Annotated in this window: 14 protein-coding genes, 3 tRNA genes and 1 pseudogene; 8 read left to right on the top strand and 10 right to left on the bottom strand. The window is 71.0% G+C overall.

Annotation, left to right across the window (positions count from 1 at the left end; translation table 11 throughout):
• Window positions 1–106: 106 nt before the first annotated feature.
• Window positions 107–784 carry a SanA/YdcF family protein gene (locus tag OG736_RS15270; RefSeq protein WP_327182929.1) on the bottom strand — a complete coding sequence of 226 codons (678 nt, stop codon included), beginning with the start codon at window positions 782–784 and terminating at the stop codon, window positions 107–109.
• Window positions 785–991: 207 nt separating this feature from the next.
• Here OG736_RS15270 and OG736_RS15265 point away from each other — a divergent pair, with 207 nt between their 5' ends.
• The 5 genes and pseudogenes from OG736_RS15265 (at window position 992) to OG736_RS15245 (ending at window position 8,189) form a co-directional block, all read left to right on the top strand.
• On the top strand, window positions 992–1,870 hold the full coding sequence (locus OG736_RS15265) for a sirohydrochlorin chelatase (RefSeq protein WP_327182928.1): 879 nt from the start codon (window positions 992–994) through the stop codon (window positions 1,868–1,870).
• A 120-nt stretch (window positions 1,871–1,990) separates the two neighbouring features.
• Window positions 1,991–3,274 carry a deoxyguanosinetriphosphate triphosphohydrolase gene (locus tag OG736_RS15260; RefSeq protein ID WP_327182927.1) on the top strand — a complete coding sequence of 428 codons (1,284 nt, stop codon included), beginning with the start codon at window positions 1,991–1,993 and terminating at the stop codon, window positions 3,272–3,274.
• 167 nt (window positions 3,275–3,441) lie between these two features.
• A complete protein-coding gene (locus tag OG736_RS15255; protein ID WP_327182926.1) occupies window positions 3,442–4,707 on the top strand; it encodes an NAD(P)/FAD-dependent oxidoreductase in 1,266 nt (421 codons plus the stop codon).
• Window positions 4,708–4,865: 158 nt separating this feature from the next.
• Window positions 4,866–6,761, top strand: a complete 1,896-nt coding sequence (dnaG, locus tag OG736_RS15250; RefSeq protein ID WP_327182925.1) for a DNA primase — start codon at window positions 4,866–4,868, stop codon at window positions 6,759–6,761.
• A 103-nt stretch (window positions 6,762–6,864) separates the two neighbouring features.
• Window positions 6,865–8,189 (top strand): annotated as a pseudogene (locus OG736_RS15245) (RNA polymerase sigma factor).
• A gap of 93 nt (window positions 8,190–8,282) precedes the next feature.
• Here the strand turns inward: OG736_RS15245 and OG736_RS15240 are convergent.
• The 4 genes from OG736_RS15240 to OG736_RS15225 form a co-directional block, all read right to left on the bottom strand.
• Complete coding sequence (locus OG736_RS15240; RefSeq protein ID WP_327182923.1) at window positions 8,283–10,211, bottom strand: ABC transporter ATP-binding protein; 1,929 nt, start codon at window positions 10,209–10,211, stop codon at window positions 8,283–8,285.
• Complete coding sequence (locus OG736_RS15235; RefSeq protein ID WP_327182922.1) at window positions 10,211–11,944, bottom strand: ABC transporter ATP-binding protein; 1,734 nt, start codon at window positions 11,942–11,944, stop codon at window positions 10,211–10,213. Before OG736_RS15235 ends, OG736_RS15240 begins: the two co-directional genes overlap by 1 nt.
• 227 nt (window positions 11,945–12,171) lie before the next feature.
• Window positions 12,172–13,629 (bottom strand): xylulokinase, encoded by a 1,458-nt coding sequence (locus tag OG736_RS15230; protein WP_028806369.1) that lies wholly within the window; start codon window positions 13,627–13,629, stop codon window positions 12,172–12,174.
• 169 nt (window positions 13,630–13,798) lie between these two features.
• Window positions 13,799–14,104: a hypothetical protein gene (locus OG736_RS15225; RefSeq protein ID WP_057600990.1), complete on the bottom strand. Its 306-nt coding sequence runs from the start codon at window positions 14,102–14,104 to the stop codon at window positions 13,799–13,801.
• Window positions 14,105–14,261: 157 nt separating this feature from the next.
• Between OG736_RS15225 and OG736_RS15220 the strand changes: the two genes are divergently transcribed.
• The 3 genes from OG736_RS15220 (at window position 14,262) to OG736_RS15210 (ending at window position 14,655) form a co-directional block, all read left to right on the top strand.
• Window positions 14,262–14,334: transfer RNA gene (locus OG736_RS15220), tRNA-Asn, on the top strand.
• A 5-nt stretch (window positions 14,335–14,339) separates the two neighbouring features.
• Window positions 14,340–14,412: transfer RNA gene (locus OG736_RS15215), tRNA-Asn, on the top strand.
• A 169-nt stretch (window positions 14,413–14,581) separates the two neighbouring features.
• Window positions 14,582–14,655 (top strand) — tRNA-Ile (locus tag OG736_RS15210).
• Window positions 14,656–15,381: 726 nt separating this feature from the next.
• Here the strand turns inward: OG736_RS15210 and OG736_RS15205 are convergent.
• The 5 genes from OG736_RS15205 to OG736_RS15185 all read right to left on the bottom strand — a co-directional run bounded on the left by OG736_RS15205 (window position 15,382) and on the right by OG736_RS15185 (window position 20,723).
• On the bottom strand, window positions 15,382–15,717 hold the full coding sequence (locus OG736_RS15205; protein ID WP_142264184.1) for a YnfA family protein: 336 nt from the start codon (window positions 15,715–15,717) through the stop codon (window positions 15,382–15,384).
• A gap of 204 nt (window positions 15,718–15,921) precedes the next feature.
• Window positions 15,922–16,440, bottom strand: coding sequence for a hypothetical protein (locus tag OG736_RS15200; RefSeq protein WP_142264183.1), 519 nt, complete (start codon window positions 16,438–16,440; stop codon window positions 15,922–15,924).
• Between the two features lie 100 nt (window positions 16,441–16,540).
• On the bottom strand, window positions 16,541–18,496 hold the full coding sequence (locus OG736_RS15195; protein ID WP_230195804.1) for an APC family permease: 1,956 nt from the start codon (window positions 18,494–18,496) through the stop codon (window positions 16,541–16,543).
• Between the two features lie 399 nt (window positions 18,497–18,895).
• Complete coding sequence (locus tag OG736_RS15190) at window positions 18,896–19,672, bottom strand: GNAT family N-acetyltransferase (RefSeq protein ID WP_327182921.1); 777 nt, start codon at window positions 19,670–19,672, stop codon at window positions 18,896–18,898.
• Window positions 19,673–19,910: 238 nt separating this feature from the next.
• Window positions 19,911–20,723, bottom strand: coding sequence for an SDR family NAD(P)-dependent oxidoreductase (locus OG736_RS15185; protein WP_327182920.1), 813 nt, complete (start codon window positions 20,721–20,723; stop codon window positions 19,911–19,913).
• Window positions 20,724–20,848 lie beyond the last annotated feature (125 nt).

The following is a 20,848-nucleotide window of genomic DNA, read 5'->3' as shown; positions in this document are numbered from 1 at the left end:
GTGGTGCCCTCCTCACCGGACCGGGCCCGCGGTGAGGCGCCCGCCGGGGCGGGACCGCCGCACCAGCCGCGCACCCGTTGCCCCGGCCACCGCCCCACCCGCCCCCTCACCGGTCGTCGGCGAGGGCCCTCGTCACTCCCGGTTCCTTCGGTCCGAGGAACCGGGGGTCCGGTTCGAAGACCGCGTCCAGGGCCGCCTTGCCGGCCGCGAGAACCTCCCGGGCGCCCCCGTAGTACCAGGTCACGTCGTGCTTGGCGGCGACCCCGACGCCGTACGAGTCCACCCCCGCCGCCTCGCACAGGGCGACGGCCCGCCGGATGTGGAAGTCCTGGCTGATCAGCACGGCCTTGTCGACGCCGAAGATCTTCTTGGCGCGGACGCAGGAGTCCCAGGTGTCGAAACCGGCGTAGTCGCTGACGATCCGCGCGTCGGGCACCCCGTGCCCGGTCAGATAGGTGCGCATGGCGTCGGGCTCGTCGTAGTCCTCGCGGCTGTTGTCCCCCGTCACGAGCACGACCTCGATACGGCCCTCCCGGTACAGCTTCGCCGCCGCGTCCAGCCGGTGCGCGAGATACGGCGAGGGCTCGCCGTCCCACAGACCGGCGCCGAACACGACGGCGACCTCGGTGCGAGGCGCGTCGGCGGTCGTACCGAGCCGGTCGGCCGTGGAGACGTACAGCCAGGTGGCCGGCAGGAGCGCGAGCACGCACCCGGCCATCACGGCCTGCACCAGCCGCCGCCGGCCGGCTCGGGTGCGCGGCAGCCGCGGTCGACGGATGTCCATACGGTGATCCCCCAGGTCGAAACGGGTCGAACGGGCGAGCAGGTCGCAAGCCCCTTCGGCCCGGGAAGACGCAGCCGACGGTGATCGGGTTCGTTCCCGCGCCACGAGCCACATCTCACACCGCCCCCGGGCCCGGCGTGAACGACCGGAAAACACTCGTGACGGTCAGGCAACGGGGGTGCAACCTCGTGCCGTCAGGATCTGTCCATGAAGGCGTCGCCCGCTCAGTACGACGAGTCCGAAGTCCACCTCGACAGTACGGCGCACATCATGAACCGGATCAGCTCCCAGCTCGCCAGCCAGCTCAGCCTCGTCCAGCTCGACGGCCGCCGGCGTCCCGGCCCGCCCGCGCTGGTCGTCGTCGCCCACGGCAGCCGCGACCCGCGCGCGCTGAGCACCGTCCGCACGCTCCTGGACCGCGTCCGCGAGCAGCGCCCCGGGCTGCCGGTGCACCTCGGTCACATCGAGCTCAACGAGCCGCTGCTGACGGACACCCTCGCCGACCTCGACGCCCACGGCACGACGGACGCCGTCCTGGTCCCGCTGCTCCTGGCCCGCGGCTACCACGTCAGGCGGGACATCCCCGAGATGGCCGCGAAGGCGCGGGTGCACACGCGCGTGGCCGCACCGCTCGGCCCGCACCCGTTCCTCGTGGAGACCCTGTACACCCGCCTGGTCGAGGCGGGCTGGCGCACGGACCTGACGCAGGAGGAACGCCGGACGAGTGCGGTCGTCCTCGCGGCGGCGGGCTCCCGCGACCCCGACTCGGCCGTCGACACCCGCCGTACGGCCCGTCTCCTGGCGCGCCGACTGGGCGTCCCGGTGGTCCCCGCGTACGCCTCCACGGCGACCCCGACCGTCCCGACGGCGCTGCGGGCGCTGGCCGCGCGAGGCCGTGACCGGGTGGCGGTCGCCTCGTATTTCACGGCTCCCGGCCGCTTCGCGACCGAGTGCGCGCAGGCGGCCCCCTGGATCGCGTCCGCCCCGCTGGGCACGCACCCGGCGATGGCGAGCCTGCTCCTGCACCGCTACGACCAGGCCTGGGCGACCCCGGCGAGCACGGCCCCCGAACTGGCGTCGGCCTGAGCCCCCCGGGCGGCCCGCACCCACCGACGTGCCGGACGGACCCACCGACGTGCCGGACCCGACGGCCGGGCAGGGGCCCGGTACCACCCGATTGTCACCCCCGCCGCTTACTGTCGAGGCATGGAAGGCACCGCACACCTCGACACCGCCTATGACCCGACGTCAGTCGCCCGCTGGGCCCCCGAGCCGGACAAACGCCCCGGCCGGACCGCCTTCCAACGAGACCGCGCCCGCGTCCTGCACTCCTCCGCGCTGAGGAGGCTCTCCGGCAAGACCCAGGTGGTGACCCCGGGCACCCGCACCGACGCCTGGGACGCCACCCCCCGCACCCGTCTCACCCACTCCCTGGAGTGCGCCCAGGTGGGCCGTGAGCTGGGCGCCGCCCTCGGCTGCGATCCCGACCTGGTCGAGGCGGCCTGTCTCTCCCACGACCTCGGGCACCCCCCGTTCGGACACAACGGCGAACAGGCGCTGAACGAGTTCGCGCGCGACTGCGGCGGCTTCGAGGGCAACGCCCAGTCGCTGAGGCTGCTCACCCGCATCGAGCCCAAACGCTTCACCGCCGAGGGCTCCGTGGGCCTCAACCTCACCCGGGCCGCCCTCGACGCCGCCACCAAGTACCCCTGGCCCCGGGACGCCCACCCCGTCGACCCGACGTCCGGCAAGTTCGGTGTCTACGAGGACGACAGGCCCGTCTTCGACTGGGTCCGCGAAACGGCCCCCGGTACGCGTACGTGCTTCGAGGCGCAGGTCATGGACTGGGCCGACGACGTGGCGTACTCGGTGCACGACGTGGAGGACGGCCTGCACGCGGGGCACATCGACCCCAACTGCCTGCACGCCGAACCGGAGCGGCGGGAGATCTTCCGGGTCGCCGTCGGCCGCTACGTCCCCGCGGGCACCGATCCGGCCGAGCTCGCCGCCGCCCTCGACCGTCTCCAGGACCAGGACTGGTGGCCGCACGGCTACGACGGCACGGCGGCCGCCCAGGCCCGGCTGAAGGACGCCACCAGCCAGCTCATCGGCCGCTTCTGCCTGGCCGCCGAGGGCGCCACCCGCGCGCGGTACGGCACCGGGCGTCTCACCCGTTACGGCGCCGAACTCGTCGTACCCGAAGAGGCGCGCCTGGAGTGCGCGGTCCTCAAGGCGGTCGCCGACCGGTACGTCATGCAGCGCGCCGAACAAGAAGTCCTGCGCGCCGACCAGCGCGTCATCATCAGCGAGCTCGCCGAGGCGCTCACCGCCCGCGCCCCCGACGGCCTCGACCCCCAGTTCCGCGCCCTGTTCGACCAGGCGTCCGACGACCGCGCCCGCAAGCGGGTCGTCGTCGACCAGATCGCCTCCCTCACCGACGCCTCGGCCCGCTCGCTGCACAGCCGTCTGACGGAGCGGACGAGATCCTGACAAGTGCGGACCGGGTGCGCCCGAACGGGCCCGGAACGTGACCCGACGTGCCCTGATCGGGCACGTCCCCCTTCCCCCATCACGCTGCGTGCGGGACGCTCGCATGTGGCGGCACGCACAGTGTTCTCTGGGGGACCACCCCCCAGAAACCCGGTAGGAGGCATCACGTGGTCGACGCGGATCAGACATTTGTCATCGTCGGAGGAGGCCTGGCCGGCGCCAAGGCGGCCGAGACGCTGAGGGCGGAGGGCTTCACCGGCCGCGTGATACTGATCTGCGACGAACGCGACCACCCCTACGAGCGGCCGCCGCTCTCGAAGGGCTTCCTGCTCGGCAAGGAGACGCGGGAGAGCGTCTTCGTGCACGAGCCCGCCTGGTACGCGCAGAACGACATCGAGCTGCACCTCGGCCAGACCGTCGACGCGATCGACCGCACCGCGAAGACGGTCCGCTTCGGTGACGACGGCACGCTCGTCCACTACGACAAGCTGCTCCTCGTCACCGGGGCGGAACCCCGTCGGCTGGACATCCCCGGCACCGACCTCGCGGGCGTGCACCATCTGCGCCGGCTCGCGCACGCCGAGCGCCTCAAGGGCGTCCTGGCCGCCCTCGGCCGTGACAACGGCCATATCGTGATCGCCGGCGGCGGCTGGATCGGCCTGGAGATCGCGGCGGCGGCCCGCGGGTACGGCGCCGAGGTCACCGTCGTCGAACCGGAGCCCACCCCGCTGCACGGCGTCCTCGGCCCGGAGCTCGGCTCCGTCTTCGCCGACCTGCATCGCGAGCACGGCGTCCGCTTCCACTTCGGCGCCCGGCTCACCGAGATCGTCGGCCAGGACGGCATGGTCCTCGCCGTCCGCACCGACGACGGCGAGGAACACCCGGCGCACGACGTCCTCGCGGCGATCGGCGCGGCCCCCCGCACGGGCCTCGCGGAGGCGGCGGGCCTCACCCTCGCCGACCGCGCGCACGGCGGCGGGATCGCGGTCGACGCCCGGCTGCGCACCTCCGACCCCGACATCTACGCGGCCGGCGACGTCGCGTCCTTCCCGCACGGTCTCTTCGACACCCGGCTGCGCGTCGAGCACTGGGCCAACGCCCTGAACGGCGGCCCGGCGGCCGCCCGCGCGATGCTCGGCCAGGACGTCACCTACGACCGCGTGCCCTACTTCTTCTCCGACCAGTACGACCTGGGCATGGAGTACAGCGGCTGGGCCCCGCCGGGGACGTACGACGAGGTGGTGATCCGCGGTGACGCGGGCAAGCGGGAGTTCGTCGCGTTCTGGCTGAAGGAGGGCCGCCTCCTCGCCGGGATGAACGTGAACGTGTGGGACGTCACAGAGCCGATCCAGAAGCTGATCCGCTCGCGCGAGCGGATCGACACGGAGGCCCTGGCGGACCCCAGGGTGCCGCTGGACGGCCTCGGCGCCTAGGCCGGGTTCCGGTCGTCCGCGGGGCCGTCGTCCGCCGGCCGTGGGGCGTGTGCGGCCGCTCGTGCCCCCGCGGGCGCGCCGCACATCTCACAGCCCCGCGCACCCCAAGGACACCACGGCCCGCCGGAGATGTCGGCGCGCCCCCGTAGAATCACCTCGTGGCAGGACGGATCAACGACGAGGACGTGAAGGCGGTACGGGACGCGGTCCCGATCGACGCCGTGGTGTCCGAGTACCTCCAGCTGCGGAACGCGGGCGGCGGCAACCTCAAGGGCCTCTGCCCGTTCCACGACGAGAAGTCGCCGTCCTTCCAGGTCAGCCCGAGCAAGGGACTGTTCCACTGCTTCGGCTGCCAGGAGGGCGGCGACACCATCACGTTCGTGATGAAGGTCGACCACCTCACCTTCTCCGAGGTGGTCGAGCGGCTCGCCGCCCAGGCCGGCATCACCCTGCGCTACGAGGAGGGCGGCTACAACCCCGCCCACCAGCGCGGCGAACGCATCCGCCTCGTCGAGGCGCACAAGATCGCCGCCGAGTGGTACGCGGAACAGCTCGCCACCGGATCCGAGGCCGACACCGGTCGGATCTTCCTCGCCGAGCGCGGCTTCGACCAGGCCGCGGCCGTGCACTTCGGCGTCGGCTACAGCCCCCAGGGCTGGGACCACCTCACCCGCTTCCTGCGCGGCAAGGGATTCACCGACAAGGAGCTGATCCTCTCCGGGCTCTCCCAGGAGGGGCGCCGCGGGCCCATCGACCGCTTCCGGGGCCGGCTGATGTGGCCCATCCGGGACATCGGCGGAGAGGTCGTCGGCTTCGGCGCGCGCAAGCTCTACGAGGCCGACAACGGGCCCAAGTACCTCAACACGCCCGACACGGCGATCTACCGGAAGTCCCAGGTCCTCTACGGCATCGACCTCGCGAAGAAGGACATCGCCAAGTCCAGCCGCGCGGTCGTCGTCGAGGGCTACACCGACGTCATGGCCTGCCACCTGGCCGGCGTCACCACCGCCATCGCGACCTGCGGCACGGCCTTCGGCGGCGACCACATCAAGATCCTCCGCCGGCTCCTCATGGACAACGGCAGCGCCCGCGTCATCTTCACCTTCGACGGCGACGCGGCCGGCCAGAAGGCTGCCCTGCGCGCCTTCGAGGACGACCAGAAGTTCGCCGCCGAGACGTACATCGCCATCGCGCCGGACAACATGGACCCCTGTGACCTGCGCCTGGCGAAGGGCGACGAGGCGGTCGCCGACCTGGTCGAACCACGCACGCCGCTCTTCGAGTTCGCGCTCCGCCAGATCGTCGTCCGCTACGACCTCGACACCCCCGCGGGCCGCGCCGCCGCCCTGGACGAGGCCGCGCCCATCGTCGCCCGCATCAAGAACAGCGGCGCCCAGCACGAGGTCGCCGTCCAGCTGGCCGGCATGCTCGGCATCCTGGACACCCAGTTCGTCGTCAAGAGGGTTGCCCAGCTGGCCCGTTGGGCCCGCGACCGGGGCGGCAAGGGCCCGGCGCCGGCCCGTGGCCCCCAGCCGTACGAGTCCGCCTCCCGGCCCGCCGCGGGCGGCCCCGCCCTCAATCTCCGCAACGCCGTCTACGCCACCGAACGCGAGCTGCTGAAGCTCGCCCTCCAGCGCCCCGAACTGGTCTCCCCGGCCTTCGACGCGTACGGGATCGACGAGTTCACCGCCGCGCCCTACGCCGCCGTACGCCAGGCGATCCAGGACGCGGGCGGCGCCGAGTTCGGCGTCAAGGACGGGCAGGAGTACCTCGTCCGGGTCCGGGAGGCCGCGCCCGACGACGCGGTCCGCGCGATGGTGACGGAGCTCGCTGTCGAGGCGATCATGCGCCGCACGGTCGACGAGAACTACGCGGGGGAGCAGCTGGTGACGGTCCGCCGCAGGGCCGTGACCCGCAGGCTCACCGATCTCCAGGGCACGCTGACCCGTCTCGGCCACACGGACCCGGCCCAGTCGGCCGCCGTCCAGAACGAGATGATGATCCTGACCAGGTACGACAGGGCGTTGCAGCACGAGGGCCCGTCCGCTCTCTGAGCCGCCGCCCGCGGCAGGGTAACCACGCGGTCACGCACCGGACTCAAAAAGTCGTCGCACGCCCCTCGTGGCGGCTGTGTGTCGTACTCCACACTGGGGTGCGGTGCCTGAGTCCTCGGAGCGCGGCCGATCCCGGACGGACGCGGCGTGGCCGCCGACTCCGCCCCCGAAGTACCGCTGCTGCTCACCTCAGCAGCGATCATCCTGGAGGTCGCCCCCGTGCAGACCCAGACCCTGACCCAGACCGTCAGCACTGCCGAGAGTACGGCCGGTACCACCGGTGCCGGCACGGCCGACGGCACGGAACCGGACGCCGAGACCGACGTCCTGGCCGCCGTCCCGCCGCAGAACCGTGCCGCGCACCACCCCGAGACCCACCCTGAAGCGCATCCGGAGACGCAGGCCGAGCCCGAGTCCGAGCCCGAGTCCGAGCCGCCCGCCGAGGCTCTGGAGGACGTTCCCGAGGACGCCCCCGAACCCGTCCCGCCACCCCGCGCCCGCACCACCGACAGCGGCAGCCCCTCCTCGGACCTGTTCCGGCAGTACCTGCGGGAGATCGGCCGCATCCCGCTGCTCACCGCGGCCGAGGAGGTCGAGCTGGCCCGGTGCGTGGAGGCCGGCCTGTTCGCCGAGGAGAAGCTGAGCGGCGCGACCGACCTGGACAGTCAACTGGCCCTCGACCTCGACCGGCTGGTCGTCCAGGGCCGGATGGCCAAGCGGCGGCTGATCGAGGCCAACCTGCGGCTCGTGGTCTCGGTCGCCAAGCGGTACGTGGGGCGCGGGCTCACCATGCTCGACCTCGTCCAGGAGGGCAACCTCGGCCTGATCCGGGCGGTCGAGAAGTTCGACTACGCCCGCGGCTACAAGTTCTCCACGTACGCCACCTGGTGGATCCGCCAGGCCATGTCCCGCGCGCTGGCCGACCAGGCCCGCACCATCCGCGTCCCGGTCCATGTCGTCGAACTCATCAACCGGGTCGTCCGCGTCCAGCGCCGGATGCTCCAGGAGCGCGGCTACGAGCCGACCGCGGAAGAGGTGGCCGCCCAGCTCGACCTGCTGCCGGAACGCGTCGGTGAGGTCCTGCGGCTGGCCCAGGAGCCGGTCTCGCTGCACGCCCCGGTGGGCGAGGAGGACGACGTGGCCCTCGGCGACCTCATCGAGGACGGCGACGCGGCCAGCCCCGTCGAGTCGGCGGCCTTCCTGCTGCTGCGCGAGCACCTGGAGGCCGTGCTCTCCACCCTCGGCGAACGCGAGCGGAAGGTCGTCCAGCTGCGCTACGGACTGGCGGACGGCCGGCCGCGCACGCTGGAGGAGATCGGCCGCATCTTCGGCGTGACACGCGAGCGGATCCGGCAGATCGAGTCCAAGACCCTCAACAAACTCCGCGACCACGCCTTCGCGGACCAGCTGAGGGGCTACCTCGACTGAGCGGAGCCGCTCGCCGTCACCCGGTGCGAGCGGCCCCCGCCGGTCCCGCGGACGCCCCGGAGACGCCCCTGGGACGCCTCCGGGAAGGGACCGTCAGTCGACCTCGGCCAGTGCCTGCGCGAACTGTGCCTTGTACAGCCGCGCGTAGGCCCCGCCGGCCGCCAGCAGGTCGGTGTGCGCGCCCTGCTCGACGATCGAGCCGTTCTCCATCACCAGGATGGTGTCGGCGTCCCGGATGGTCGACAGCCGGTGCGCGATGACGAACGACGTACGCCCGTGCGCCAGCTTCGCCATCGCCTTCTGGATCAGCACCTCGGTGCGGGTGTCGACGGAGCTGGTCGCCTCGTCGAGCACCAGGATCGTCGGGTCGGACAGGAACGCCCGCGCGATGGTGATCAGCTGCTTCTCACCGGCGGAGACCCCGCTGCCCTCGTCGTCGATCACCGTGTCGTAGCCGTCGGGAAGGGTGCGGACGAACCGGTCGGCGTGCGCGGCCCGCGCCGCCTCCTCGATCTCGCCGCGGGTGACCTCACCCGACGCCCCGTACGCGATGTTCTCCGCGATGGTGCCGCCGAACAGCCAGGTGTCCTGGAGCACCATGCCGATCCCGGCGCGGAGTTCGTCGCGGGACATCTTCGCTATGTCGACACCGTCGAGGGTGATGCGCCCGCCGGAGACGTCGTAGAACCGCATGAGCAGGTTCACCAGCGTCGTCTTGCCGGCGCCCGTCGGGCCGACGATGGCGACCGTGTGGCCGGGTTCCACCGTCAGGGACAGGTCCTCGATCAGCGGCTTCTCCGGGTCGTACCGGAAGGACACGCCCTCCAGCGCCACCCGCCCGCGCAGCTCCGCGGGCCGCTCGGCCGCCACCGGGTCCGCCTCCTGCTCCTCCGCGTCCAGGAGTTCGAAGACCCGCTCGGCCGAGGCGACACCGGACTGCACCAGGTTCGCCATCGACGCGAGCTGCGTCAGCGGCATCGAGAACTGGCGCGAGTACTGGATGAACGCCTGCACGTCACCGATGGACAGGGAACCCGACGCGACGCGCAGCCCGCCGACCACCGCGACCAGCACGTAGTTGATGTTCGACACGAACATCATCAGCGGCTGCATGACCCCGCTGTTGAACTGCGCCTTGAACCCGGCCTCGTACAGCGCGTCGTTCTGCTCGGCGAACTGCTGTGCCGACTCCTCCTGGCGGCCGAACACCTTCACCAGCGTGTGGCCGGTGTACATCTCCTCGATGTGGGCGTTGAGCTTGCCGGTGGTGCGCCACTGCTGCACGAAGTGCGGCTGCGACCGCTTGCCCACGCGGGTGGCGACGACGAACGACAGCGGCACGGTCACCAGCGCGACCAGCGCCAGGATCCACGACACCCAGAACATCATCGCCAGCACGCCGATGACGGTCAGCAGCGAGTTGATCAGCTGGCCCATCGACTGCTGGAGCGTCTGCCCGATGTTGTCGATGTCGTTGGTGGCGCGGGACAGCACCTCGCCGCGCTGACGCTTGTCGAAGTACGACAGCGGCAGCCGGGACAGCTTCGTCTGCACGTCCTCGCGCATCCGGAACATGGTGCGGTTGACGGACCGGTTGACCAGCCGCGTCGCCACCGCCATCAGCAGACCGGCGATCAGGAACACCCCGAGCGCGAACAGCAGGACCTCGCCGACCGAGCCGAAGTCGATGCCCTTGCCGGGGGTGAAGTCGGTGCTCCTGAGCATGTCGGCGACGCTGCCCTCGCCGCGTTCCCGCATCGAGTCGAGGACCTGCTCCTTGCTCGCCCCGGCCGGCATCTGCCGTCCGACGATGCCCGCGAAGACCAGGTCGGTGGCCTTGCCGAGGATCTTCGGCCCGACCACGCTGAGGCCGACGCTCAGCGTCACGCAGGCCAGCATCGCGTAGAGGGTGAACCGCTCCGGCTTGAACTGGGCGAGCAGCCGCCTGCCGGACACCTTGAAGTCCAGCGAGTGGCTGTCGGGACCGGTGCCGGCCATCATGCGTCCCATGGGCCCGGCCATCAGGCAGCCTCCGCTTCCGTGAGCTGGGAGAGCACGATCTCCCGGTAGGTCTCGTTGGCCGCCATCAGCTCGCGGTGGGTGCCCGTGCCGACGACCAGACCCTCGTCCAGGACGATGATCCGGTCGGCGTCGCGGATGGTGGCCACCCGCTGGGCGACGATCACCACGGTCGCCTCGGCGGTCTCCCGCCCGAGCGCCGCCCGCAGTGCCGCGTCGGTGGCGTAGTCCAGTGCGGAGAAGGAGTCGTCGAAGAGGTAGATCTCCGGCCGCTGCACGAGCGTCCGGGCGATCGCGAGCCGCTGCCGCTGGCCACCGGAGACATTCGTCCCGCCCTGCGCGATGGGGGAGTCGAGCCCGTTCTCCAGACCCTCCACGAAGCCCTTGGCCTGCGCCACCTCCAGCGCGTGCCACAGCTCCTCGTCCGTCGCGTCCGGATTGCCGTAGCGCAGGTTGGTCGCCACCGTGCCCGCGAACAGGTACGGCCTCTGCGGTACAAATCCGACGGTCTTCGCGAGCAGCACCGGGTCGACCTCGGCGACGGCCACGCCGTCGACGAGCACCTCGCCCTCGGTGGCGTCGAACAGCCGGGGCACCAGCCCGAGCAGCGTGGACTTGCCGCTGCCGGTCGAGCCGATCACGGCCGTCGTCTCACCCGGCCGCGCCACCAGCTCGATGGACTTCAGGACGGGCTCCTCGGCGCCGGGATAGCGGAATCCGGCCCCCCGGATCTCCAGGTGCCCGTGCCGGCGCAGCTCGGTGACGGGAGCCACCGGCGGCACCACGGACGACGAGGTGTCCAGCACCTCCTGGATGCGCTCGGCGCACACCTCCGCGCGCGGCACCATCATGAACATGAAGGTGGCCATCATCACGGACATGACGATCTGCATGAGGTAGGCGAGGAAGGCGGTCAGATCACCGATCTGCATCTCACCGCTGTCGATCCGATGGGCGCCGAACCACACCACGGCGATCGACGACAGGTTCACCGTGGTCATGACCACCGGGAACATCAGCGCGAGCAGGTTGCCGGTCTTCAGCGAGATGTCGGTGAGGTCGCTGTTGGCCTCCCGGAACCGCTGCTGCTCGTACTCGTCGCGGACGAAGGCGCGGATCACCCGGTTGCCGGTGATCTGCTCACGCAGCACCCGGTTCACGGTGTCCAGCTTCACCTGCATCGACCGGAACAGCGGCCGCAGCCGGCGCACGATCAGCGTCACGCAGATGCCCAGCACCGGCACCACGGCGACGAGCACCGCGGACAGCGGCACGTCCAGGCCGAGCGCCAGCACCACCCCGCCCACGCACATGATGGGCGCCGACACCATCAGCGTGAACGTCATCAGGGCCAGCATCTGGATCTGCTGGACGTCGTTGGTCGTCCGGGTGATCAGCGAGGGGGCGCCGAACTGGCCGACCTCGCGGGCGGAGAAGGACTGCACCCGGTCGAAGACGGCCCCCCGAAGGTCCCGGCCGAGCGCGGAAGCGGTTCTGGCGCCGTAGTACACGGCGCCGATGTTGCACACGACCTGCGCCAGCGAGATGCCGATCATCACGCCGCCGAAGGACAGGATGTATCCGGTGTCTCCCTCGACGACGCCGTTGTCGATGATGTGCGCGTTCAGTGTGGGCAGGTAGAGAGTGGCGCAGGTCTGGAGGAACTGGAGCGCCACGAGCAGGGCGATGGGTTTCTTGTAGGGCCTGAGATAGGTCCGTAGTAGTCGTATGAGCACGCTACGTCTCTCGGAGTCGGCGGGGAGGGGCATTGGTTGCCCCTGGCCCCTATCGTTGAACACTCCACCCGCGTTACCTCAACTGATTAAGCTGAGAGCAGTGCTTTTACGGCCGTCTGCGCAAGCCGGACGCACACCTGTACACCCGACGCACCCCATGCGCCCTGTACGCCGCGTGCGCCTCTGTCCGCGGAACGCTTCACTCCCGTCCGCGGAACCCCTCGCTGCTATCCGCGGAACGCCCCCGGATGCGTCTGCTCCCGCACCGACACGTACTGCTGCCGCACCGCCTGCCCGACCGCCAGCTCCTCGCCCGGGTCGAGGACCTGCGCGGCCGCGCCCTGCCAGGCCGGCGGGGTCCGCGGGTCGAGGGTGCCCTGGGACGCTCCGAGCGCCCACGCGGCCTGCCGGGCGGCTCCGATCGCCGCGTAGTCCGCCGGCTGCGGCACGACGACCTGCGCGCCGAACAGCGCGGGCGCCGCCGCCTGCACGGCCGGCAGCTCGGCCGCCGCCCCGAGGAGGAAGATGCGCCGCACCTCCACGCCCCGGCCGCGCAGCACGTCGAGCGCGTCCGCGAGCCCGCACAGCATGCCCTCGAAGGCGGCCCGCGCGAAGTGCTCGGGCTTCATCGACTCGCGGCGCAGGCCCGCCAGCGTCCCGGCCGTGTGCGGCAGGTTCGGCGTCCGCTCACCCTCCAGGTAGGGCAGCATGACCAGCCCGTGCGACCCCGGCGTCGACTTCATCGCCAGGTCCGACAGTGCCTCCAGATCGGCCGCCCCGATCAGCTCGGCGGCCCCGCGCAGGGTCCGTACGGCGTTCAGGGTGGTGACGACCGGCAGGTGCATGCCCGTCGCGTCGGCCAGCGAGGTGATCATCCCGCTCTGGTCGACGAGCGCCTCGTGGTGCACGGCCATCACCGACCCGGAGGCGCCGAGGGAGACGACCGCGTCCCCGTGTCCGATTCCCAGCCCCAGGGCCGCGGCCATGGTCTCGCCGGTCCCGGCGGAGATCAGCAGTCCCTCCGGCGTCGTACCGGCCGCTTCGGACGGTCCGATCACCTCGGGAAGCATGGCCTGGTGACCGAGCGCCAGCTCGACGAGATCTGGCCGATAACCGCCGGTGGCGGCGGACCAGTACCCGGTCCCGGAGGCTCCGCCGCGATCGGTGGTCCTTCGCACCGGCCGCCCGAGGAGCTGCCACACCAGCCAGTCGTGGGCCTGGAGCAGTACGGCGGTCCGGGCGGCGGCGTCCGGTTCGTTCTTCGCCAGCCAGCGCAGCTTGGTCACCGGCTGGGCGGCCTGCGGGACGCATCCCACCGCCTGCGCCCATGCCTCGCGCCCGCCGACCGCGTCGATCAGGTCGGCCGCCGCGACCTGCGCCCGCTTGTCCCCGCCGACCATCGCCGGCCGCACGGTGTTGCCCTGCGCGTCCAGCGGCACGACGGCGTTCTGCTGCGAGGACACGCCGATGGCCTGCACCCCCTCGAGCAGCCCACCACCCGCGGCCTCGCCCAGGGACAGCAGCCAGGCCTGCGGATCGACATCGGAGGGCCGCCCTCCCGCACTCTCGGCGCCTTCCATCGGATGCGGCGCATACCCCTGCCGGAGCACGGCTCCGGTGTCCGCGTCGCAGACGACGATACGAGTGAAATCGGGTGAACTGTCCAACCCGGCGACTATCCCCATGGCCAAAATTCTGCCGCACGCGCCGCTCGGGTTGGGCCGCGGAGACCGCAGGGGTGCCCCGCTCCTGCCCGGCGCGGGGCGTTGTGGCTGGTCGGGCCCCCGAGGCGGAGCCGTATATGTCACATCCCCCACGGCCCCGGGGCGACCCTCCGGCGCCTCGAAGGAGCCGCTAGGTGTTGCTGGTGCCCCAGTCGTCCCCACCGGCGCCGTTGCTGTTGCGGTCGCGCAGGGACCGCACCCGGCCCGCCACCGATTCGGGCATCCGGTCGCCGACCTTGTCGCTGACCGCGTGGTACGCCTTGCCCGCGTACTGACGGCCCTGGTGGGCGGCGGTCTCGGCGGTGTTGCGCACGGCGGGGTTCTGGGCGACCTGCCGCGCGGACTTCTTCAACTGCTCGTAGCGCTCGCGCCCGGCACGCGTGCCCAGTACGTAACCCGCAGCCAGCCCGACGACGAACGTGAGCTTGTAGCGCATGACGGCCATCCTCTCCTTGCGTAGTCCCTGGCACGACATGGGCGCCGGGGGAACCGATTGGCGGAGCACCCCCCTGCTTGCGCTAATGTATGTGTCGCAGCGAGCGAGCGCTTCCTGGCGAATACCCAGGTGAGTACGTTCGATGCAAACGAGGCATTCCCCTGTAGCTCAATTGGCAGAGCAGCCGGCTGTTAACCGGCAGGTTACTGGTTCGAGTCCAGTCGGGGGAGCTCGGTCCCCTGTAGCTCAATTGGCAGAGCAGCCGGCTGTTAACCGGCAGGTTACTGGTTCGAGTCCAGTCGGGGGAGCATCGTGAACGAGGACCCCGTGGGGGTCCTTTTTCATGTCGGTGGGAACCGTGCAGGCCAGGGGTGCTGTGCCCATGGTCGTGCAAGGTCGACCAGCCGAAGCGTGAGATCGTATGAGCGGCTATGCTGCGGCAGACGGCGCGCACACATGTACGCGACACGCCGCTATGGGGCGGTAGCTCAGCCGGTTAGAGCAGCGGACTCATAATCCGTCGGCCGTGGGTTCGAGTCCCACCCGCCCCACCTGTGCAGGTCTCTGACCTGCGGAAACGTTCATTTTTGGGTGTCGGGGCGTCAACTTCGCCTGAACGGACTGGATCCGCTGCTCGTGGGTTTGGGGTCCGGCGGTGCTCGGGGGAGTTCAAGCCCTCTGACCTGCGGCGGAGCAGGTGATCGAGATTGCCGCTCGCGGTCCGGGTGACTGTCCCGAGGGCCGATGGCAAGACCCAGGGGCCGTACAGGGGCCGGGAGGGCGCGACCAGGGTCAGGCCGAGGGTGTTTCCGGACCGATTCGTTGTCCCGTTTGTCGGTTTCGTGGCATGGGCTGTCGTCCCCGTGTGCAGAGTCGAGTGCTGGGTCGGCACCGAAGGCGGCGCGGATGCCGGCGTCTGGCACACAAGCAGGGGCCAGGGAAACTGCCCGAAGAGGAAACGGCCCCATGGACGGCGCACCGCGTTCATCAGGGCCCCGTTGACCGCGCCACCACAGTCCCCTTGAGCGACGACCGTCCCGATGCGCCGTCGAGCAGGCTCCGGACCGGGATGCCTCTCGCTCTCGTGAACACCGACCCGGCCTGATCCAACCGCCTTCCGAAGGCAGTGAACAACCGCTGCGGCACCAGACCGAGACGGCGACCGGCTCCGGCCCGGGTTCGCGTACCGCTTGGGCGACAAGCAGGATGCTGACCATCGCGCTGGCCGCGATCTGACCGTCACGCTGGAGGGTCGCCGACACTTGTGCGCAGGCGGGTCAGTGGCTGCGGGGTGCGTACATGAGGACGGCCATGCCGGTGAGGCAGATGAGGGCGCCGGTGATGTCGTAGCGGTCCGGGCGGTAGCCGTCGGCGACCATGCCCCAGGCTATGGAGCCGGCTACGAAAATGCCGCCGTAGGCGGCCAGTACGCGGCCGAAGTTGTCGTCGTTCTGCAAGGTGGCGACGAACCCGTACAGGCCGAGTGCGATGACACCAGCTCCGGCCCAGATCCAGCCTTTGTTCTCACGGACGCCCTGCCAGACCAGCCAGGCGCCACCGATTTCGAACAAGGCGGCAACGACGAACAGGGCAACGGAGCGCACAACGGTCATGGGAGGGACCTTACGCAGGTCACCGGCGCCCTCCGAGGCCGGTGCAGCTCTGCCGCCGTACTCGCACGGATCGCGCGGCCGAGGGGAGCAGGAGCAGCCGACTCAGGTCCGGCGTCGGCCCAGCCGCCATGTCCCAGCTGCCGCGCCGGCCAGGGCAAGAGCGAGGGCGGGCAGCCGACCGACGTTCGTGTCATCTCCATCAGGTCAGGAAAGCTCGGACGCTTTCAGGACCGCTCGCGTGGTCTCGTCGTCGATCCGGTGGCCGAGCTGTGCCAGGACGTCCGCGCCTTGGCGGAGCGTGCCGCGTTCGACGGAGCGGCGGACGCCGGTGTCGAGCTCGTGCCAGATCAGAGGGTTCGCGGCAAGGACGCGGGGGTCGAGTTCCAGGCGCCCGCCGTGGAGGTCGCACAGGACCAGGTGCGAGGAGACGCCGCTGTACTGCCGTACGGCCACCAGCGCGTCCGTATGCACCAGGTGTCTGCGCCAGGGTGTGCGTACCGCCAGCCGGCCGGCCCCCGCGGTCACCCGGTGTGGGAGCAGGACAGTGAAGACGATGACGGACATGGTCAGCCACAGCACGGCTCGCGGGAGCGTCAGCGTCTCAGCGTCCCAGTCCACGAGCAGGGAGAGCGCGCAGAACGCCAGTGCGCAGGTGGCCGCCAGGCGGGCGCTGCCACGCCAGTGGCGGTCGCCGGCCGCGGCCCACGGGTCCGTCCGAGTCATGTCGCCGACGCTAGGCGGCTGCGCGCGGCGGGGAGGCCGGCGCTGACGGGGTCCTTACGCCGACGGGCGAATCCTGACGGGGTTCTGACGCGGTGCCGATTCAGCCGGTGTGGACGCGGGGGCGGCGGGCCCGGTCCGGTTCGGCCTCGCGCAGGACCTCCCGGGTGACAGGGGCGACCTCGCCCTGGCCGAAGAGGAAGAAGCGCAGGAAGTTGGCGAAGGGGGTGCCCTCGGTCCACTCGAAGTAGATGTGGGGGATGCAATTGGTCTCGTCGCGGACGTGGAGGAGCAGCGCGGCAAGGGCGTTGGGGATGGAGGCGGACTCCAGGGTCAGGACGCGGTAGCGGTTGTGCAGGACCTCGCCGCGTACCGTCAGGCCCGCCTCGAACTCGGAGGGGTCCGTCACCGTCACCTCGACGAAGACGAAGTCCTCCCGCTCCGGCATGTCGTTGTCCTGCCGGATCTGTTCGATCTTGTCTCGGTACTCGGCCTTGTCGCGCTGGTCCGGCTCGTTGGCGATGAACCGTATCTTGCGGCTGGCCATGTCGCGGATGAATCGTTCCGCCATCGGGTCGAGCGTCATGCTGGTCACGCGCAGCTCGAAGGCGCGGGCCAGCCGGGACAGCAGCGAGACCAGGATGATGCCCGCGATGAAGCAGGCGCCGATCTTCACACCGTCGGGGCGCTCGATGACGTTCAGGACCGTCGTGTAGAGGAAGACCGCCGAAATGACCCCGAACGCGACGGTCCAGTTGCGCTGGCCGGCCTTGTGGGCGGCGATCGTCACCGCGATCGCCGCCGAGCTGATGAGAACCAGGACGCCGGTGGCGTAGGCGCCGCCCTGGGCGTCGACGTCGGCGTCGAAGATCCAGGTGACCAGGAAGCCGATGAGGGTGAAGACGATCACCATGGGGCGGACGGCGCGGGCCCAGTGCGGGGCCATGCCGTAGCGGGGGAGGTAGCGGGGCATCAGGTTGAGCAGCCCGGCCATCGCGGAGGCGCCGGCGAACCACAGAATGGCGATCGTCGACACGTCGTACACCGTGCCGAAGGCGTTGCCCAGGTACTCGTGGGCGAGATACGCGAGGGCGCGCCCGTTGGCCTGGCCGCCGGACTCGAACTCCTTCTCCGGGATGAGGAGGGTGGTGATGAAGCTGGTGGCGATCAGGAAGACGCTCATGATCAGAGCAGCGGTCGTCAGCAGTTTCTTGGTGTCGCGAATACGGCCCCGGGGGTGCTCCTCGGTGTCGCCGTCGTCGCCCTTCACGTGCGGCATGACCGCGACGCCGGTCTCGAAGCCGGACAGGCCGAGCGCCAGCTTGGGGAAGACCAGCAGTGCCACGCCGACCATGGCGAGGACGTTGCCGTGTTCGGCGGTCAGCGCGCTGGACCAGTCGGTGATCACGTGGCCTGCGGTCGCGACGTGCCACAGGCCGACGATGACGACCACGACGTTCAGCGCGAGGTAGACACCCACCAGGACGACGGCGACGCCGATCGCCTCCAGGAAGCCTTTGAGGAACACCGCACCGAGCAGGGCGACCAGGATCAGGGTGATCAGCAGTTGCTTGTCGTGCAGGGCGCTTTCCAGGTGCGGGTTCTCGACCAGGTGGGTCGAGGCGTCCGCCGCGGACAGGGTGATCGTGATCAGGAAGTCGGTGGCGGCGAACCCGAGCAGGGTCAGGACGAACAGCTTGCCCTTCCAGAAGGACAGCAGTCGTTCCAGCATCGCGATCGAGCCCTCGCCGTGCGGACTCTCCTCGGCGACGCGCCGGTAGACCGGCAGAGCGCCGGCCAGGGTGACGATGACGAGCACGATCGTCGCGACGGGGGAGAGCAGGCCGGCCGCGAGGGCGGCGATGCCTGGCTGGTAACCGAGGGTGGAGAAGTAGTCGACGCCGGTCAGGCACATCACCCGGTACCAGGGCTGGCCCTTGTGCGGCGGCTCCGGCTCGGCGTGCGGTCCCGTGTGGCCGCCGTGCTTGCCCATGTCGGACAGACCCTCCAGCATCCAGGAGCGCAGACGGCTGGGCGGAGGGTGCTCGGTGGTGGCCATCGGCGTGCTCCTGATGCGCGGATCGGCGTGTGGTCTTCGGCCATCACGCGGACGGCGGCACCAGCGTATGCAGAGAGTGACGTGCGGGCCCACGGATGAGACCGCCCGTGGGCGTCAAGCTTCCGTTAAGAGAGACGCTGTGAGCGTTGGTGGCACATCAAGACGGCGACGTCTCGGTTGCGGGGCGTGAACTGGGCCATATGGGTCGTGCGGGCCGCGGATCAGGCGCGGATACCCAGCGTCATCTCGTACGCCGTTCCACGGGCTCCCCGTACGAACGTGATGCGGACCTGGAGGGCGCTCGCGTCCGGACCGAGGGCGGGCCATGCCGTGGGTGATCCGTCGGTGTGGCTGCCGTCGGGGCTGGTGCCGCAGGCGCCGCCGTGTCGCGGGTGGCACCTACGCGCTGAGTCGATCACGTGCCACGGGGCCGCCGACCGCGTAGTGGACGTACTCGCGGTCCAGGCGGAAGCCCGCGGTCCAGGCCAGAAGGCGGCTTGCGCGGTCGTGGAGCGAGCAGTTCCAGCTGGGGATGTGGCCGCGCGCGGTGATGTCCGCGCACAGGGAGGCGACGCAGGCCAGGGCGAGGTGGTGGCGTCTGCGGCCGGGGACGGTGTACACCGCCACATCCTCGTGGCGGGCGCCGCGGAAGTAGGTGCAGGCGACGGCCAGAACGCGGCCGCTCCTGCCGACGGCCGCCCAGCCGTGCCCCGAGGCGGCGAGGCGCTGGGGCCCGCCCCAGCTGGCCGAGATCCACGAGGAGTCCGGGCCGAGGGCGTTCAGGGCATCGGTGTCCCCGGTCCTCAGGCGCCGTACGGTCACGCTCGTCGGGACGGTGGCGCGCTGGGGATCGGCCTGGAGCGTCCAGATCATGCGCTCCCCTGGTGTGAGCCTTTCGAAGGCCGCGCCGAGCGCGGGGAGGAAGCGGGCCGGAGCATCGATGAGGCTGTCGGCCATGGGCGCGAGCCCTTCGGGCGTGAGGGCTTCGGGGGTGCCGCGCAGGACGACGTGTCCGGCGCACGAGACGGCGACGGCGCGCGGCTGGTCGGCGTGGTCGGCCCACCAGCAGCCGATGCCGGTGCTCAGTACGTGCTCGCCGATGGCGGCCGTGCCCGGGGAGCCGGCGGGAAACCATCGGGTGAGCGGTGGCAGGTGACGTGGTGAGAGTTCGATCATCGATACCTCGAGGACAGAGTGCGGGAGTACGGGCGCCACGGCGGGCGAGGGGGCGCAATGTGCCGCTCCCTCTCGCCCGCCGTGTGGTGCTCACTGCTTGCGGTCGGCGGCCAGGGACGGGGCGCTCGGTCAGCCCTGCCCGGCCTTGCCGCCGTGGTTGGCCTTCTTCTTGCGGCGGGCCCTCTTCTTGCGGGCGCGCTTGGACATGGTCATCAACTCCGTTGAGTGGAAGCCGCGTTCAGGCAGCGTTGTGGCCGACCAGCAGGTCCGCCAGCTTGGTGAGGCGCTTGACCGTGCGGTCCTCGGTCGCGGCCGGAGCCGGCTCGGCCCGTGCGTCGCGCTCGTAGTACGCGCCGTTGACGATCTCGACCGCCGGGTCGCACAAGCGGACCACGTGCGCGGCGCCCTCGGCGGGCGAGACGCCCTCGTGGGCGTACAGCGGGAGCAGGGCTGTGTCGCAGACACCCGGGTGCACGGAGACCGCGCTGACGCGCGGGTCGGCCGCGAACACGGTCAGCGCCAGCTGGGACTGCGCGTAGGCGGCGAGCCTGGAGTAGCGGCGGGCGCGGTTGGGGTCGGACCACTGGATGGACGCCGTGCGGTGCAGCGCCGAGGACACGTTGACCACCCGGCCGCCCGGGTCGCTGGTCAGCGCGGGCTCCAGCAGGCAGGTGAGGAGGTAGTGGGCGAGGAAGTTGACCTGGAAGGCGATCTCGTTGCCGTCGGCCGTCACGGTGTGACGCTCGGGGGCGGCGATGCCCGCGTTGTTGACGAGCATGTGCAGGCGCGGGTGCTCGGTGACGACCTCGCGGGCGAGGGTCTCCACGTCGTCGAGGCGCGCGAAGTCGGCGCCGTACGTACACAATCGGGAGGCGTCGATGGCTGCCGTGGCGACCAGACGGTCGGCGGCGGCGCGGGCCTCCTCGGCGGTGCGGCCGTGCAGCAGCACGGTGGCGCCGCGTTCCGCGAGCTGCCGCGCGGTCTCCAGGCCGATTCCGGAAGTGGCGCCGGTGACGAGAACGGTACGGGACGAAAGGGCAGAGTCGGACATGGTCCATCCAGGGTTGGGGGCACGCGAACGAGACCCCGGCGAGGGGTGGCGGGCCTGCGGGTACGGAGACGGGGGCGGGGCGCCGGACGGGAGTCACGGCGCCCCGGGGGATGCGGAACGCGTCA

Source organism: Streptomyces sp. NBC_01334 (genome assembly GCF_035983595.1).
Lineage (GTDB): Bacteria > Actinomycetota > Actinomycetes > Streptomycetales > Streptomycetaceae > Streptomyces > Streptomyces coriariae.
This window is presented reverse-complemented; position numbering and strand designations above follow the sequence as displayed.